Source organism: Faecalibacterium sp. Marseille-Q0746 (assembly GCF_017377595.1).
Classification (GTDB): Bacteria; Bacillota; Clostridia; order Oscillospirales; family Ruminococcaceae; genus Faecalibacterium; species Faecalibacterium duncaniae.
Map to the genome: position 1 here is coordinate 1 of NZ_JAFREI010000007.1, position 15,788 is coordinate 15,788.

Here is a 15,788-nt window from a genome sequence, read left to right on the forward strand (position 1 = left end):
GCAAGGTCAGCGGGAGTTGACTTGTCAACCTCAATCGGAATCCTATTGCCCGTATCGGATGCTGTGACAAAATATTGCAAAGTCATAATGCCCACCTTCTTTCAGTTTTATTATAACGAAAGAACGACAGACTTTCAAGAAAGAAAATCGCAAAGAGAGTGAAAGTGTGAGCGCAAGAACCGTCCCGTGGCCACAAATTTTCAGTTGTTGAAAATTCTTGCTCCCTTTGGAACAGCTTCTTGTTGGGGTGTGCGGTGCCCCAAACCCTGCTGTTGAGGTTGCGACAAACCAGGAGTTATCGAACCGCACTTGTGATTTCTTCTAATGTGTCCTGGCGAAGCCACTTTCCAAATACTTGAGAATTCTTTGACGGCAGATAACCCAAATTCGTATATCCCAGCTTCTTCAAAAGGCTCATACTTGGAATGTTCTCTCTTTCAGTAAAACAGATAAAATCCCACTGAGGATAGTGCTTGTGTAAATACTCAATTAAAGAGGACAAGGCTTCATAGGCGTAACCGTTTCGGTGAACTTTATAAGAAAATGTGTACCCTAAAGAAATTGTGCCCTCGTTAGGCATAACGACGATTTCGCCAATCATGACATCCGTTTCTCTTAATGCAACACTAATCATAGTCGGCGATGCGATATTCAGGGCATTGTCTTTATTACGCTCGATCAAAGCAACAATATCCTTATAATCTTTCGTCTGGCCTCGTTGATATTTCGAGCATCGCTCGTTATTTCGATAATCAACCATCTGAATCGTATCTTTAGGACTTACATTTCTTAGTCTGAGCCGATTTGTTTCTAAAAAGGTCATCTTCTCATCCTTTCACATTCCGGCTTATGGGCCGAGTAGCCCTTTCTCAAAACCTCCTGTAAACAAAAAACGTACCCGAACCCTTTCTCATAGAGAATTGGGTTCGAGTACGAACTGTATGGTGGGCCAGCCAGGACTTGAACCCGGGACCAAGCGGTTATGAGCCGCCAGCTCTGACCAACTGAGCTACTAGCCCCCATTGCCCGGTTTGCCGGGCGCACAAGTAAGTATAACAAAAAACGCGCGAAATGAAAAGCGTTTCGGGCAAAATTATTTTGTGCGGTGGGCTTCCAGCTTCTGCTGCATGAACTTGTCCAGCATTTCCTGCGGAAAAAGCGGCTCCTTGTAGCCAAAGGCCTCCCGGATGAAGATCAGGGTGGCGATGGTCTGCCGCCCGGGGTCAAGCCGGAGGGTATACAGGGTGTCCAGCGGCTGCTGGGTAGGCTGGTGCAGGGTCAGGTGGAGCAGGAAACCGCCATCGTTCTCACGGCGGCACTCGTAGGCGAACTCGTCGTCCGGGCTGTGCTGGTCCAGCCGGTCGAAGCAGTCGTCCAGCGGCAGGTCGGTGCGGAATTCGGAAAGGCCGCTGGGGCCATACTGGCTGCGGCGGGCGTTTTCCCGCCGGGTGAGCAGAAAAACGATGCAGCCCAGAGCGGCCGCCAGCAGGATGAGTGAGAATACAACGTTCATGGGTCCCTCCGCAGATTTTGAATCATGTTTTCCTTATTGTAACACAACCTGCGGAAAATTGTGTTATAATATTTGAAACAATCCAAATTTTTGCTGGAGGACTTCCCCTATGAAGCTCAAATTCACCCATAAGACCTGGTATTTCTTCCTGCTGTGCGCGGCAGCGGCATCCATGCTCAACGGCTTTGCCGTGCTGGGCGGCATGGATTTTTCTTTTCTGGAGATGGTGGCGTTCTGCATCACCGGCATCACCATCCTGTTTCTGGCCGCTGAAAAGGGCTCTGACCCCAAGAACAAGCGCAACTATTTCCTGATCTTTGTCCTGCTCATGCTCAGCTATGTGCTGGGCGGCTGGGCAGCCTACTTATTTTCCGCACTGGTCTGGCCCGCCCTGCTGGCACTGGAGTACCAGAAGGGCAGGCCCATCCAGCGCCAGCTGCAGCTGGTGGGTGCCGCTGAGGCGTTCCACCTGCTCTTTGTCCTGCTCACGGTCTACGGCGGCATGGCAGGCCTGAGCTTCTGGGCCAATCTGCTCTGGGTGCTGCTGGCCTGCGCCCGGGGCTGGGCGGCACTGAGCCTGTACAAGATGCAGGAGGAAGACGCATGACCCAGCGGCGGCGGAACCGGCACCGCAAGCGCCGGGTTGGCCGCCGCGCCTTCCTGATCGGACTGGGCGGGTCTGTATCTGCCGCCCTGACGTATTATCTGCTGCGTTCTATCCCGGCAGGAAACAATGCGGAGCCTGCGCCATCACCACAGGCTGCCCCCAACCCTGCCCTGCCCAGCGGCGAGTGGCGGGCGGTGTGGGTGAGCTATCTCGAATTTGCAGAGATGGACTTTTCCTCAGAAAGCGCGTTCCGGGCCGATGCCGCCGCGTTGATGGACAACTGTCTGTCCCTTGGGCTGAACACCGTCATTGCGCAGGTGCGGCCCTTCGGGGATGCGCTTTACCGGAGCAGCCTCTTCCCGTGGAGCCACCTGTGCACCGGCGTGCAGGGGCAGGACCCGGGCTTTGACCCGCTGGACGTGCTGCTGACCGAGGCCCACGCCCGGGGGCTTTCGCTGGAGGCCTGGGTCAACCCCTACCGGCTCAGGAGCTCGGCCTCCATGCCCCCCGTCCTTGCAGAGAGCAGCCTGCTGAACGCCCACCCGGAGTGGGTCTGCACCGTGAACGAGGGGGCTTACCTGAACCCCGCCATTCCGGAGGCTGCCGACTATGTGGTGCAGGGCGTGGCAGAGCTGGTGCAGAATTACGCCGTGGACGGCATCCACTTTGACGACTACTTCTACCCCACCACCGATCCTTCCATTGATGCGGCGCAGTTTGCAGCCAGCGGAGAAACCGACCTGACCGCATGGCGGCGTGCCAACGTGACCCGGCTGGTCAAGGCAGCCCACGATGCCGTCAAGGCCGCCGACCCGACCCTGCGGTTCGGGGTCAGCCCCCAGGGCAACCCGGACAACGACCGGAACGAGCAGTACACCGATCTCTCCGTCTGGCTGACGGCCTCCGGTGCGGATGCCGTTGTGGATTACCTCTGCCCCCAGATCTACTGGGGCTACGGCTATACCCTCTCCTCCGGCAGCACCCGCTTTGCCTTTGAGAACATCACCGCCGAGTGGCTGGCCCTGCCCCGGGCAGAGAGCACGGCCCTCTATTTCGGGCTGGGCGCTTACCGGGTCGGCGTGGGAGACGGTGGAGCCAACGCCGACAGCGTCAGCCAGTGGTGCACCGGCAGCGCGCTGGCCCGGCAGGTGACCGACCTGCGCAGCGCCGGTGCCGGGGGCTGGGCGCTCTACCGCTATGGCTCCCTGTTCCGCTCCGACGAAAGCGGCCTTGCCGCCGCCGAACGTGCCGCTCTGACGGCATTGGACGGCTAAGACACAGGAAATCCCTTGTAAGCAGGAAAAAAATGCGGTATACTATGGTATCATGCAAAAATATCGCATTTTTCACCTGCTGTTTTTGAGGATAGAAAAACATGAGTAAAACAAAACGAATCCTTGCCTTTGCGCTGGCAGCTGTGCTGGCCGTTGTCGTCCTGAGCGGCTGCAAGAGCATTGCCCAAAAGGTGTTCGGGTCTTCCAACGAGGTGCAGGAGGATGACACCACCCAGTGGGCCGTGCTCAGCTCTGACCCGCTGATGCTCGATGGCATTGCCGATACCACGGCCAAATACGCCACAGCCCGGGCCAACGGGGCGCTGAACATCGTGTTCAACGGCATCTGGAGCCGCAAGACCGAATACTTCACCGTGCCCAGCGGCCTGCTGAGCATTTACGGCTGCGGCACCACCGACGGCGGTGCCCAGAAGTTCAAGGTCTCCCTCTGGAAAAAGGTGGACGGCGGCGCGCAGTACGTGGACAACACCACCTTCTATTTCACCGCCGACGGCCAGAACTACCACTGCGACATCGGCAACCTTGACCCCAACGCAAGCTACCGCGTTACCATTTCCTACGATTCCAGCCGTTACTACCTCTACGGTCTGATGAAAGTGGAGGGCATCGGCTAAGATGAACACACAAACAAAACACTCTCTCATGCTGATGCTCTGCGCCTTTATCTGGGGCACGGCGTTCGTGGCCCAGAGCGCAGGCTCCGGCATGGGGGCTTATTCTTTTCTGGCCGGGCGCAGCTGGCTGGCGGTGCTGGTGCTGCTGCCCACCGTCCGCGCCTTCGATGCCCTCCACCGCAGGCACGGCGCAGCCTATGGCTGGCCCAAAGCCCCTGCCGACCGCAGACATCTGCTGACGGCGGGGCTTTGCTGTGGCACCCTGCTGTTTGCGGCCTCCGCTGCCCAGCAGATCGGCATCACGCTCAACCCTTCTACGGCCAAGGCTGGTTTCCTGACCGCCATGTATGTGGTGCTGGTGCCGGTGTTCGGGCTGTTTCTGGGGCGGCGGGGCAGTGCCCGGCTCTGGCTGAGCATGGTCATCGCCGTGGGCGGGCTCTATCTGCTCTGCATGAAAAACGGCTTTGGCGGCATTGAGACCAGCGATTGGATCCTGCTTTCCTGCGCCGTGCTGTTCAGCTTTCAGATTATGACGGTGGACCACTTTGCCCCGCAGGTGGACGGTGTCCGCCTGAGCCTGCTGCAGTTCTTTGTGGTGGCTGTGGAGAGCACCGCTGCCGCCCTCCTGTTCGAGAATCCCACCCTGGCCGAGTTCGGGGCCAACTGGCTCCCGCTGGCCTACTGCGGCGTGATGTCCAGCGGCGTGGCCTACACCCTGCAGATCCTGGGCCAGCGGGACGTAAACCCCGCCATTGCAAGCCTCATCATGTGTCTGGAAAGCGTGTTCAGCGCGCTGGGCGGCTGGCTGCTGCTCCACCAGAGCCTTTCCATGCGGGAGGTCTTTGGCTGTACCCTCATCTTTGCAGCGGTGGTTCTGGCCCAGCTGCCCGTGGAGGACTGGCTGAAATGCCGCAGCGCAAGCCGGAAGTGACCCGGCGCACCGCCGCAGGCATTCCCTATGAGCTGACCCGCAAAAAGGTCAAGCGGCTCAACCTGCACATCCGGCGGGACGGCACCGTAGCCGTGAGCATCCCGTGGTCCTACACGGTGGGCTTTGCCGATGCCTTTGTGACAGAGCAGGCTCAGTGGATCCGGGAGGCGGTCTCCCGCCAGCTGCGGCGGAACGCCCGGAATGACCAGCCCCTGCCCTCCCAGGCGGAGGCACTGGCCTGCTTTACCGCCATGAGCGATAAGGTCTACCCTGCCTTTGCCGGGGTTCTGGGCGGGCAGAAGCCCACCATCAAGGTGCGGGACATGACCAGCAGGTGGGGCGTGTGCTACATGAAACGGCGGCAGATCACCTTTGCATTGCAGCTCTACAACATGCCGCCCGCCGCACAGATCTATGTGGTGGTGCACGAGTACTGCCACTTCCTGCAGCCCAACCACAGCCCGGCCTTTTGGGCCGAGGTGGAAAAGCTGCTGCCGGACTGGAAAGAACGACGGGCTTTATTGAAATAACCTCTCCGCCGCCTATGGCGGCACCTCCCCTGGTAGGGGAGGCAAGTCAGGCACCACTGTTTTCTTGGCTCTCCTATCAGGAGAGCTGCAAAGCGAAGCTGAGAGGTTTTGCCCTAAAGTATATAGAAACTATTAGGAGTGTGTACCTTTCGTGGAAAGTGAAAAAAAGACCTCCGGCGGCGATAAATATTCAAAGCTGGCCGGAAACACCATTATCTTTGCCATTTCGAGCTTTTCATCTAAGCTGCTGACCCTTTTGGTGCAGCCGTTCCTGACCTACGCCATGGCCGAGATCGCCGATCTGGGCCTGGCGAAGATCCTGAGTCAGTACGCAAACCTGCTCATCCCCTTTGTCTCGATGGGCATGTCCAACGCCATCATCCGCTTTGGCCTGGACAAGGGCAACAGCGAAAAGCAGGTGTTCACCAACGGCCTGCTGACCATTCTGGGGGGCTTCGGCATCCTGATCCTCTGCTGGCCTGTGGCGCAGTTCCTGCCCGATATGGCGCAGTACGGCTTCCTCATCTACATCTACGTCCTGATGAGCTGCCTGCGCACCCTCTGCACCCAGTTCGTGCGCAGCCGCCAGTGGAACAAGCTGGTGGCCGTGGACGGCATCCTGTGCACCTTTGCCACCCTGATGTTCTATGTGCTCTACCTTGTAGGCTTCCACTGGGGGGCCAACGGTTATCTGCTGGCCATCATCAGCGGTGACCTGGTCAGCGTGCTCTTCCTCTGCATCACCGGCAGGCTGTGGAACTATGTGGAGCTCAAGGGCCTGAACCGGGATCTCTGGCAGCAGATGCTCCGCTTTTCCCTGCCCATGATCCCGGCCCAGATCAGCTTCTGGGTCATCAACGCATCGGACCTGTTCTTCGTGCGCGAGATGTGCGGCGGGCTGGACGGCCACAGCGGTGACGCTTGGAGCGGCCTGCTTTCCACCGGCTACTTCCTGCCCACCATCCTGACCACGCTGGGCCTGATCTTCTACGATGCCTGGCAGCTCTCCGCTGTGACTGAGGAGGAGGGCCGCGCCCGGTTCTTTACCAAGATCTTCCGCACCTATTCCTCGGTGCTGTTCTGCTGTGCGGCAGGCATCATCTGGCTCTGCCGCCCGGTCATGCACGTGATGAAGTCCAACTACTACTACGCCTGGCACTTTGTGCCCTTCCTTACGCTGGCTTCCACCTGCAGCTGCTTCAACCAGTTCCTCAACAGCGCATACGTTGTCAACAAAAAGTCCACCCACAGCCTGTGGACCATGCTGGCCGGTGCCGTGAGCAACTGCATTATGAACTACTTCTTCATCAAGTGGTGGGGGCCCATCGGCGCAACGGTGGCTTCCTTCTTCGGTCTGGGCATCGTGTTCGTGCTGCGCGCGCTGGATGCCCACAACATGATCGGTATGTCCATCCACCCGGGCCGGGTGGCGGTGAACTTCGGCGTGCTGGCGGGCGAGGCCCTGCTCCTGCTGGCCGAGCCTCCGCTCTACGGCCTGTGGACAGGCCTCCTGACCGCCGCCATCATCCTGTTCAACTTTGCAGGTGTCTGGGCCATGGCCCGGATGCTCCTGCCCAAGCTCCTGGGCCGCCGGGGCAGGGCTCTGGTGAGCGCAGTAGACAACTGGATCAAAAAGTAAACCAAAAAACGACCCTCTCCGGGAATTGCAATGCGGAGAGGGTCGTTTTCTCTTAATATTCCAACTTATACGCCAAAGAACTCCTTGGCAATATCGGCACTCTGCTTGGCATCCTTGGCGTACCAGTCGGCACCGATCTTTTTTGCATATTCTGGGGTCAGCACAGCGCCGCCCACCATGATCTTACAGTCCAGCTTGGCATCGTGCAGGGCCCGGATGGTCTCCTCCATGCTCTTGAGGGTGGTGGTCATCAGGGCGGAAAGGCCCACCAGATGCACATCCTTCTCCCGGACGGTGTTCACGACCGTTTCCACCGGCACATCACGGCCCAGGTCGATGACCTCAAAGCCATAATTCTCTAGGATGACCCGGACAATGTTCTTGCCGATGTCGTGGACATCGCCCTTGACGGTGGCAATGACGATGCGTCCCTTGCTGGCGCTGCCCTCGCCCTTTTGGGCAATGGCGGTCTTGATCTCCTCAAAAGCCCCCTGCGCGGCAGTGGCCGCCTGCAGCAGCTGCGGCAGGAAGAGGGTGCCCTTTTCATACTTTGCGCCCACGATATCCAGCGCCGGAATGAGGGCTTCGTCCACCAGCTCCAGCGGCTCCTTTTCCTCCAGCAGCGCCCGGGTGCGGGCAGCTGCCTCGCCCTTCAAGCCCTTTTCCACCGCCTTCATCAAGGGGGCATAGGGGCCGGCGGCCTCCGGTGTTTCGCCTGCTGCCGGGGCGGTCTGGGCATTCTGCACGGCCTGCACCAGTGCGGCAGAAGCGGGCACCCGGTTGGCATACCGCTCAATGTACTTCGTGCTCTGCCGGTCCCGGTTGGTCAGAACGTTGTAAGCGTAGACCGCCGCCATCATCTCCTCGCTGGAGGGGTTCATAATGGCAAGGTCAAGCCCGGCATACATGGCCATGGTGAGGAAGGTGGTGTTCAGGTAAGAGCGGCAGGGCAGGCCGAAGCTGATGTTGGACACGCCCAGAATGGTGCGCACCCCCAGCTCCTCCTTGCAGGCGTGAAGGGCCTGCACCGTGGCAAGCACATCCTCCTGCTGGGCGCTGGCCGTCAGGGTCAGGCAGTCGATATAGATGTCCTCCTGCGGGATGCCTGCCGCCAGCGCCGCGTCCCGGATGCGGCGGGCAATGGCCACGCGGTCCTCGGCTTTGGGCAGGATGCCCCGCTCGTCAATGGCAAGGCCGACCACCGCCGCGCCATACTTTTTGCACAGGGGCAGAATGGTGTTCAGCTTTTCCGCCTCGCCGTTCACCGAGTTGACGATGGGCTTGCCGTTGTAGACCCGCAGGCCCCGTTCCAGCGCCTCGGCATGGGAGGAATCCAGCTGCAACGGCAGGCTGACCACGCTCTGCAGGGCCTTGACCACCTGCTCCATCAGGGCAGGCTCATCCACGCCGGGCGCACCCACGTTCACATCCAGGATCTGGGCCCCGGCCTCGGTCTGGCTCACGGCCTGTTCCAGCACATAGTTCATATCCCCTTCCCGCAGGGCCTGCTGGAACCGCTTTTTGCCGGTGGGATTGATGCGCTCCCCCACCACCGTGATGCCGTCCACATTCACGCAGTCCATGGGGCTGCACACCACCGACTTCATGGGGTGGTCAGGGCGGCCCGGCCTGCAATCGGCAAACACGCCGTTCAGCAGCTGGATGAACTCCGGGGTGGTGCCGCAGCAGCCGCCTGCAGCAAACAGGCCCAGTTCCCGGTAGGGCTTCATCTGCATGGCGTAGAGCTGCGGGGTGATATCGTAGCCCGAGCCATCGGCGCGGGGCAGGCCCGCGTTGGGCTTGACGAACACCGGGAAGCTGCCGGGCAGGGCCTCGGTCAGCCGCTTTGCCATGGGGAAGATCTCCTTGGGGCCAAGAGAGCAGTTGATACCCACGGCATCGGCACCCAGGCCCCGGGCGGTGGCGGCAAAGCTCTCGACCGTGCAGCCGGTAAAGGTGCGGCCGCCTGCTTCAAAGCTCATGCTGGCCAGCACGGGCAGGCTGCTGTTCTCCTTGACGGCCAGCAGGGCGGCCTTCAGCTCATACAGATCGGTAAAGGTCTCAAGGAACACGAGGTCAGCCCCGGCGGCCACGCCTGCCCGGACGATGCGGCCATACTCTGCCACGGCATCCTCAAACGCAAGGGTGCCGTTGGGTTCCAGCAGCTCCCCCAGCGGGCCCACATCCAGCGCAGCCAATGCACCGTAAGGGGCACAGGCCCGTTTGCAGTTGGCAATACCCGCCGCAATGATCTCCTCCAGCGTGTACTCGCTGCCCGCCAGCTTGTGGGCGGAAGCGCCAAAGGTATTGGCATTGATGATGCGGCTGCCTGCGGCGGCGTACCGGGCATGGATGCTCTCGATGAGCGCCGGGTCGGTGATGTTCAGCTCCTCGGGGCGGGCCCCCAGTTTCAGGCCCGCAGCCTGCAGCATGGTGCCCATGCCGCCATCCAGCAGGATGGTATTGGGCCGGTCAAACAGTTCATTCGCTTGCACAGGTGATCCCCCTCTTTCTATATTCGCACCGGGTGCGGAGCACGCAGTGCCCGCACCCCGCCAGATGCCCCCGGACCGGGTGATCGCTGACCCCCAGAATGGCCGTGATGCTCTTGCGGGGGATCATCAGGTTGTTTTCCGTGACACAGAGCCCGGCGCGGCGGACGGTGTCCAGCGCGGCCGCCAACAGCGGCTGCACGGCAAGGGGCCAATCCCCGTAGCCCGGGGAATAGCGCCCCGTCAGATACTTGCCCTGCCGGGCGGCCCACTGGCGCAGCTCAGCCTCAGCGGCCTCCGCAGCCTGTTCGGCCAGCGCGGAGCCCAGCGCATCCGATGCCACACCGGCGGCGATATCGCCCACACCGGCCCGGCGGATCTGGGCATCCACACCGGGGCCAAGCGTCACGGCCAGCAGCAGGGCGGCGGTGCAGCCTTCCAGATGCTTTGCCACATCTTCCCCCGCCAGAATGCCAGCCGCTGTCAGGCTGTCGGGGTCGGCCTCCAGCCAGACTGCCCGGGGCGTGGCCGCCGCCAGCAGCGGCACGGCGTATTTTTCCAGCAGTGCCTGGGTGGCCGCGTCCGCGCCGCCCCGGGCCCCGAAGTACCGCGCCGCCTGTGCAAGATCAATGCTCTCCGGCTTTTCCAGCCGCAGCGGCATACTTGGCCCAATGCTCATCTGCCCGCCCTCCTTTACAAGAATAAAGAATAGATTTAGTATACAGCACCGGGGGCCAGCCGTCAACGATTTCAAAATTTCCAACTTTTTTGCAATAAACCTATTGACAATCTGGGTAAATAGGGATATAATCCAGACAACAAATCCACCAACCTAGTGGGAAATTGAGATCAAGTTTCCCGGGGTCGTAGAGGATTGGGAAAATCGTTGAAAGGAGGGCACCAAAATGACGCTGATCTGGAAAAACCTGCTCCATGCGAACTTCCGTTGTGGGCGAATGTACACCACCCGGGCAGAATATGGGACCGAGCGCTGTGCATTGCCCTCTGCAGACCGAATGTGTGTGCGAATGTGATGGCAAAGCTGCCAAAGCGCTAAACCCGAATTTTGCCCGGTGCACTGAAATGGTGTCAGTGACCGGGATTTTTTATGCGTCAGAATTATACTTTAAGTACAGATAGAGAGGTTAATTACTATGTCTAACTATAAATTTGAGACCCTGCAGCTTCACGTTGGCCAGGAGCAGGCCGATCCCGCAACCGATTCCCGCGCCGTGCCCATCTACCAGACCACTTCCTATGTGTTCCGCAACAGCCAGCACGCCGCTGACCGTTTCGGTCTGGCCGATGCGGGCAACATCTACGGCCGCCTGACCAACTCCACACAGGACGTGTTCGAGAAGCGCATCGCTGCTCTGGAGGGCGGCGTGGCTGCTCTGGCCACCGCTTCCGGCGCTGCCGCCATCACTTACACCATCGAGGCGCTGGCACAGGCCGGTGACCACATCGTGGCACAAAAGACCATCTACGGCGGCAGCTACAACCTGCTGGAGCACACCCTGACCCAGTTCGGCGTGACCACCACCTTTGTCAACGCTCACGATTTGGCCGAAGTGGAGAACGCCATTCAGCCCAACACCAAGGCCGTCTATCTGGAGACGCTGGGCAACCCCAACAGCGATATCCCCGACATTGATGCCATCGCCGCCATTGCCCACAAGCACGGCCTGCCGCTGGTCATCGACAACACCTTCGGCACCCCGTACCTGATCCGTCCCATCGAGCACGGCGCAGACATCGTGGTCCACTCCGCCACCAAGTTCATCGGCGGCCACGGCACCACCCTGGGCGGCATCATCGTGGACAGCGGCAAATTTGACTGGAAAGCCAGCGGCAAGTTCGGCAATATCGCTGATCCCAACCCCAGCTACCACGGTGTTTCTTTCGCCGATGCCGCAGGCCCTGCTGCCTTCGTTACCTACATCCGCGCCATCCTGCTGCGCGATACCGGTGCCACCATCTCCCCGTTCAATGCATTCCTGCTGCTGCAGGGCACCGAGACCCTGAGCCTGCGCATCGAGCGCCATGTGGAGAACACCAAGAAGGTGGTCGAATTCCTGGCAAACCATCCTCAGGTGGAGAAGGTCAACCATCCCTCTCTGCCCGATCACCCGGATCACGCCCTGTACGAGAAGTATTTCCCCAACGGCGGCGCATCCATCTTCACCTTCAACATCAAGGGCGGCCGCGAAGAAGCCTTCAAGTTCATTGACAACCTGAAGATCTTCTCCCTGCTGGCAAACGTTGCAGACGTAAAGAGCCTGGTCATCCACCCGGCCTCCACCACCCACAGCCAGCTGAATGAGCAGGAGCTGGCCGAGCAGCAGATCTATCAGAACACCATCCGCCTGTCCATCGGCACCGAGCACATCGATGACATCATCGCCGATCTGGAAGCAGGCTTCGCAGCCGTCCGCGGCGAGTAATCCCCCTGCCCCCCATGCTCTGACAAAAACTCTCCTCCCTTCTCCTTTTTGATCGTGTGTGCAAAGAACCGCCGCCCGAAATTTCCGGGCGGCGGTTCTTTTTTTGCGTGTTCGTGTTTTTACAGCCGGCGTTCCAGCCAGTCACCAATGTCAGCAAAGACCTCTTCGCGGTTCAGCTCCACCAGCAGCTCATGCCGGGCGCTGGGGTACAGCTTGACCTCGATGTTCTTCACACCGGCATCCAGCAGGCTCTTGACCGCCCGCTTCACGCCTGCGCCCTGTTCGCCCACCGGGTCGGCATCGCCTGCCAGGAACAGCAGGGGCAGATCCTTGGGCACCCGGGCCAGAAGGGCCGGGTCGTACAGCCGCAGGATGCCGCTGAACATGCTGTAATAGGCGTTCAGGGTAAAGATAAAGGTACAGCGCTCGTCGGCGCGGTAGCGGTCCACCTCCACCGGGTCACGGTTGAGCCAGTCGTGGGCCGTGCGGCCCTCCAGCCCCTTGTTGTACCCCAGAAACGAAAGTCTGGCCACCAGTTTGCTGCGGTAGTGCCAGCCATGGAACACGGCCAGCACCCGGCAGATGGTTCTGGCCAGCTGCACCAGCGCCTTGGGCTGGTAGCCGGTGCCCATGATGATGGCACCGTCCAGCTCATTGCCCCACTCACAGAGGTACTGCCGCGCGTAGAACGAGCCCATGCTGTGGCCCAGCAGGAAATAGGGCACGCCGGGATACAGCTGCTTTGTCAGGGTCGTCACAGCGTGCAGGTCCTCCAGCAGGGCGCGGTTGCCGTCGGGTTCGCCGAAGTAGCCGTAATCCTCTTTGGTGCGGATAGACCCGCCGTGGCCCAGGTGGTCGTTGCCGGTGACAAGGATGCCCCGGGCGGCCAGATTCTCGGCCAGCGGCTTATAGCGGTCGATGAACTCCACCATCCCGTGGGAGAGCTGCAGCACAGCCCGCACCTCTCCCTCCGGCACACAGCGGAACGCGTGGAGCGTCCGCCCCGGCTGGCAGGACGGCAGGGTAAAGTCGATCATCTGGCTCATGGGCTGCCCTCCTTCTCCGCTTTATTTTTTCATGCTGCCGATCTTCTTGCGGCAGGAGGTGCAGATGCAGTAGCCTGCATACTGGATGGCGTTGTCGTCCACCTCGCCGCAGAAATCGCAGCTGCCGGTGGGGCGGTATTTTTTGAGGATGATCTCATCGCCCTCCACAAAGATCTCCAGCTTGGCATCGTTGTCCAGCTTCATGCTGGTGCGCAGCTCCTTGGGCAGGACGATACGGCCCAGGCCGTCAACGCCGCGGACGATTCCGGTACTCTTCATAGTTTTTTCTTCTCCTTTGTCATTTACACCTCAGACAGCCATTTCCCAATTTTCTCCCGGCCCTGATCTCTCCTTCAGAGCCTTCAAAGGAAAATTGTGCCATCTCTCCCACTCAGTATACAAAATTTCCAATCATTCGTCAATGATTGCGTGCGGTTTCGACAAAAAGATTTTTCTTTTGCTTCCAAACGCCCATTCTGCCAAATCTGCGGCCGATTCGTTGACAAAACAGCGCACAGCGATTAAACTAAAAGGTAGCTATCCGCAATTTTTTGCCTGTAAATATAAAGGAGCGTTTTTTTATGCCGAGCAATAAAGTCCGCACCCGTTTTGCCCCCTCGCCCACCGGCTACATGCATGTTGGCAACCTGCGCACCGCGCTGTACACCTACCTGATGGCCAAGCACGAGGACGGCACCTTCATCCTGCGCATTGAGGACACCGACCAGGGCCGTTACGTTGAGGGCGCTGTGGATGTCATCTACAACACCCTGCGGGAGACCGGCCTGCTGTGGGACGAGGGCCCGGACATCGGCGGCCCTGTGGGCCCCTACGTTCAGAGCGAGCGGATGGGCATGTTCAAGCAGTATGCCGAGCAGCTGGTGGCAGAGGGCAAGGCCTACTACTGCTTCTGCACCGAGGAGCGGCTGGAGGCACTGCACGCCGAACAGCGCGCCAACGGTGAGATGACCCACTACGACGGCTGCTGCCGCGACCTGCCCGAGGAGGAGGTCAAGCAGCGTCTGGCCGCAGGTGAGCCCTACGTCATCCGCCAGAAGATCCCCAAGGAGGGCGTGACCGGCTTTGACGATGTGGTCTACGGCCACATCGAGGTCGAGAACAGCGAGATGGACGACCAGATCCTCATCAAGACCGACGGAATGCCCACCTACAACTTTGCCAACGTTGTGGACGACCACCTGATGGGCATCACCCATGTCATCCGCGGCAGCGAGTATCTGTCCTCCACCCCCAAGTACAACCTGCTGTATCAGGCCTTTGGCTGGGAGATCCCCACCTATATCCACTGCCCGCCCGTGATGAAGGACGCGCAGAACAAGCTGTCCAAGCGCAACGGCGATGCCAGCTATCAGGATCTGGTGGCCAAGGGCTACCTGAGCGAGGCCGTGATGAACTACATCTGCCTGCTGGGCTGGAGCCCCAAGGGCGAATACGCCGAGCAGGAGATCTTCAGCCTGGAAGAGCTCATCAAGATCTGGAGCCCGGACGGCATCTCCAAGTCCCCCGCCATCTTCGACCCCCTCAAGCTGCGGGCCATCAACGCGGAGTATATCCGCCGCCTGAGCCCCGAGGAGTTCCAGAAGAAGGCCGAGCCCTGGATCGATCAGGCCGTGCACACTCCCATCGACAAGAAGCTGCTCTGCGCCAACCTGCAGCCCCGCTGTGAGGTGCTGGGCGAGATCCCCGAGCAGCTGGACTTCTTTGACGCAATGCCCGACTACGATGTGAGCCTGTACACCAACAAGAAGCAGAAGACCACCCCGGAAACCGCCCGGGAGGCACTGGAAGCCCTGCTGCCCCTGCTGAGCGACGAGAGTCTGGACTTCTCTGACCGCGACACCGTGTTCAACGCCTGCAAGGCCAAGGCCGAAGAGCTGGGCAAGAAGAACGGCTGGCTGCTCTACCCGCTGGGCATTGCCCTTTCCGGCAAGCAGCGCACCCCCGGCGGCGGCACCGACCTTGCCTGCATGATGGGCCGCGAGACGACCCTTGCCCGTGTCAAGGCTGCCATTGAAAAGCTGAACGGCTGATCTTCCTTCCCCTTTTCGCAATCATATCCACGGAGGTGTTTTTATGATGTACCCGTTTATGACACTGGACGACAACACCGAGATCGTGCATTCCGAGATGCAGCCAGACCACCGTGTAAAAGTCTACATCGAAAAGCCCGACGAGAAGGATTGTTTCCACTCTGCGGTCTGCTATCTGCCGGATTATACCTGGGAGGCTGTCAGCGGCTTCACCCCTGCTGAGATCGACCGCTACCAGAAGTTCCTGGAATCCACTGCACATCTGATCCTGCAGTTTTCCCAGGAAGGAGGGGTAGAAAATGCCGCAGGTTTTTAAGATCGGCTCCTACTGGGTCTACTTCTGGGCCAACGAAAATGATCCGCTGGAACCCATTCATGTCCATGTTTCACAGGGTGCTCCCAGCAGCAACGCGACCAAGATCTGGATCACGCGGGCCGGGAAATGCTATCTGTGCCACAACAATTCCAACATTCCGCCCCGTGTTCTGCGAAACATCATGGCTATCATCGAAGCACGAAGCGATGAAGTGATTGCCAAATGGATGAATTTCTTTGGTGAAGTGCGCTATTTCTGCTGATTTGAGCCGCTTCCCCGCATGACCCCATAAAACGCCGCGCGCCCGCGC

At 59.8% G+C, this 15,788-nt stretch carries 16 protein-coding genes and 1 tRNA gene; 10 read left to right on the forward strand and 7 right to left on the reverse strand.

What is annotated here, in order from left to right; genetic code table 11:
* Window positions 1-295 precede the first annotated feature (295 nt).
* The 3 genes from J3351_RS05410 to J3351_RS05420 form a co-directional block, all read right to left on the reverse strand.
* On the reverse strand, window positions 296-823 hold the full coding sequence (locus tag J3351_RS05410) for a GNAT family N-acetyltransferase (protein ID WP_207697269.1): 528 nt from the start codon (window positions 821-823) through the stop codon (window positions 296-298).
* Window positions 824-942: 119 nt separating this feature from the next.
* Window positions 943-1,019 (reverse strand) — tRNA-Ile (locus tag J3351_RS05415).
* A 74-nt stretch (window positions 1,020-1,093) separates the two neighbouring features.
* Window positions 1,094-1,513 (reverse strand): hypothetical protein, encoded by a 420-nt coding sequence (locus J3351_RS05420; RefSeq protein WP_005934560.1) that lies wholly within the window; start codon window positions 1,511-1,513, stop codon window positions 1,094-1,096.
* A gap of 109 nt (window positions 1,514-1,622) precedes the next feature.
* Here J3351_RS05420 and J3351_RS05425 point away from each other — a divergent pair, with 109 nt between their 5' ends.
* The 6 genes from J3351_RS05425 to J3351_RS05450 all read left to right on the forward strand — a co-directional run bounded on the left by J3351_RS05425 (window position 1,623) and on the right by J3351_RS05450 (window position 7,129).
* A complete protein-coding gene (locus J3351_RS05425; protein ID WP_207697270.1) occupies window positions 1,623-2,120 on the forward strand; it encodes a conjugal transfer protein TraD in 498 nt (165 codons plus the stop codon).
* Complete coding sequence (locus J3351_RS05430; protein ID WP_154277143.1) at window positions 2,117-3,394, forward strand: glycoside hydrolase family 10 protein; 1,278 nt, start codon at window positions 2,117-2,119, stop codon at window positions 3,392-3,394. The genes J3351_RS05425 and J3351_RS05430 overlap by 4 nt, the downstream gene beginning before the upstream one ends.
* Before the next feature lie 101 nt (window positions 3,395-3,495).
* On the forward strand, window positions 3,496-4,029 hold the full coding sequence (locus tag J3351_RS05435; RefSeq protein WP_005934566.1) for a hypothetical protein: 534 nt from the start codon (window positions 3,496-3,498) through the stop codon (window positions 4,027-4,029).
* A gap of 1 nt (window position 4,030) precedes the next feature.
* On the forward strand, window positions 4,031-4,960 hold the full coding sequence (locus J3351_RS05440) for a DMT family transporter (RefSeq protein WP_207697271.1): 930 nt from the start codon (window positions 4,031-4,033) through the stop codon (window positions 4,958-4,960).
* Window positions 4,936-5,490 (forward strand): M48 family metallopeptidase, encoded by a 555-nt coding sequence (locus J3351_RS05445; RefSeq protein ID WP_097771326.1) that lies wholly within the window; start codon window positions 4,936-4,938, stop codon window positions 5,488-5,490. The genes J3351_RS05440 and J3351_RS05445 overlap by 25 nt, the downstream gene beginning before the upstream one ends.
* Window positions 5,491-5,641: 151 nt before the next feature.
* Complete coding sequence (locus J3351_RS05450) at window positions 5,642-7,129, forward strand: lipopolysaccharide biosynthesis protein (RefSeq protein WP_186851235.1); 1,488 nt, start codon at window positions 5,642-5,644, stop codon at window positions 7,127-7,129.
* A gap of 65 nt (window positions 7,130-7,194) precedes the next feature.
* Here J3351_RS05450 and J3351_RS05455 read toward each other — a convergent pair whose 3' ends face one another.
* Together J3351_RS05455 and J3351_RS05460 are read right to left on the reverse strand one after the other, a co-directional pair.
* Window positions 7,195-9,624: a homocysteine S-methyltransferase family protein gene (locus J3351_RS05455; protein ID WP_207697272.1), complete on the reverse strand. Its 2,430-nt coding sequence runs from the start codon at window positions 9,622-9,624 to the stop codon at window positions 7,195-7,197.
* Window positions 9,611-10,300, reverse strand: coding sequence for a methionine synthase (locus J3351_RS05460; RefSeq protein WP_207697273.1), 690 nt, complete (start codon window positions 10,298-10,300; stop codon window positions 9,611-9,613). Before J3351_RS05460 ends, J3351_RS05455 begins: the two co-directional genes overlap by 14 nt.
* 475 nt (window positions 10,301-10,775) lie before the next feature.
* Here J3351_RS05460 and J3351_RS05465 point away from each other — a divergent pair, with 475 nt between their 5' ends.
* The gene (locus tag J3351_RS05465) at window positions 10,776-12,065 is read left to right on the forward strand and encodes an O-acetylhomoserine aminocarboxypropyltransferase/cysteine synthase family protein (protein ID WP_156062230.1); all 1,290 of its coding nucleotides are present in this window, start codon (window positions 10,776-10,778) and stop codon (window positions 12,063-12,065) included.
* Window positions 12,066-12,184: 119 nt separating this feature from the next.
* Here J3351_RS05465 and J3351_RS05470 read toward each other — a convergent pair whose 3' ends face one another.
* Complete coding sequence (locus J3351_RS05470; protein ID WP_207697274.1) at window positions 12,185-13,111, reverse strand: alpha/beta fold hydrolase; 927 nt, start codon at window positions 13,109-13,111, stop codon at window positions 12,185-12,187.
* 21 nt (window positions 13,112-13,132) lie between these two features.
* Entirely contained in the window at window positions 13,133-13,390 is a 258-nt protein-coding gene (locus J3351_RS05475; RefSeq protein WP_097771333.1) for an AbrB/MazE/SpoVT family DNA-binding domain-containing protein, read from the reverse strand.
* A gap of 302 nt (window positions 13,391-13,692) precedes the next feature.
* On the opposite strand from J3351_RS05475, the gene gltX reads away from it, so the two are divergent.
* The 3 genes from gltX to J3351_RS05490 are packed head-to-tail and all read left to right on the forward strand — an operon-like array spanning window position 13,693 to window position 15,740.
* The gene (gene gltX / locus J3351_RS05480; protein ID WP_098924215.1) at window positions 13,693-15,162 is read left to right on the forward strand and encodes a glutamate--tRNA ligase; all 1,470 of its coding nucleotides are present in this window, start codon (window positions 13,693-13,695) and stop codon (window positions 15,160-15,162) included.
* Between the two features lie 43 nt (window positions 15,163-15,205).
* A complete protein-coding gene (locus J3351_RS05485; RefSeq protein WP_156074891.1) occupies window positions 15,206-15,478 on the forward strand; it encodes a hypothetical protein in 273 nt (90 codons plus the stop codon).
* Window positions 15,462-15,740, forward strand: coding sequence for a DUF4160 domain-containing protein (locus J3351_RS05490; protein ID WP_097771336.1), 279 nt, complete (start codon window positions 15,462-15,464; stop codon window positions 15,738-15,740). Before J3351_RS05485 ends, J3351_RS05490 begins: the two co-directional genes overlap by 17 nt.
* Window positions 15,741-15,788 lie beyond the last annotated feature (48 nt).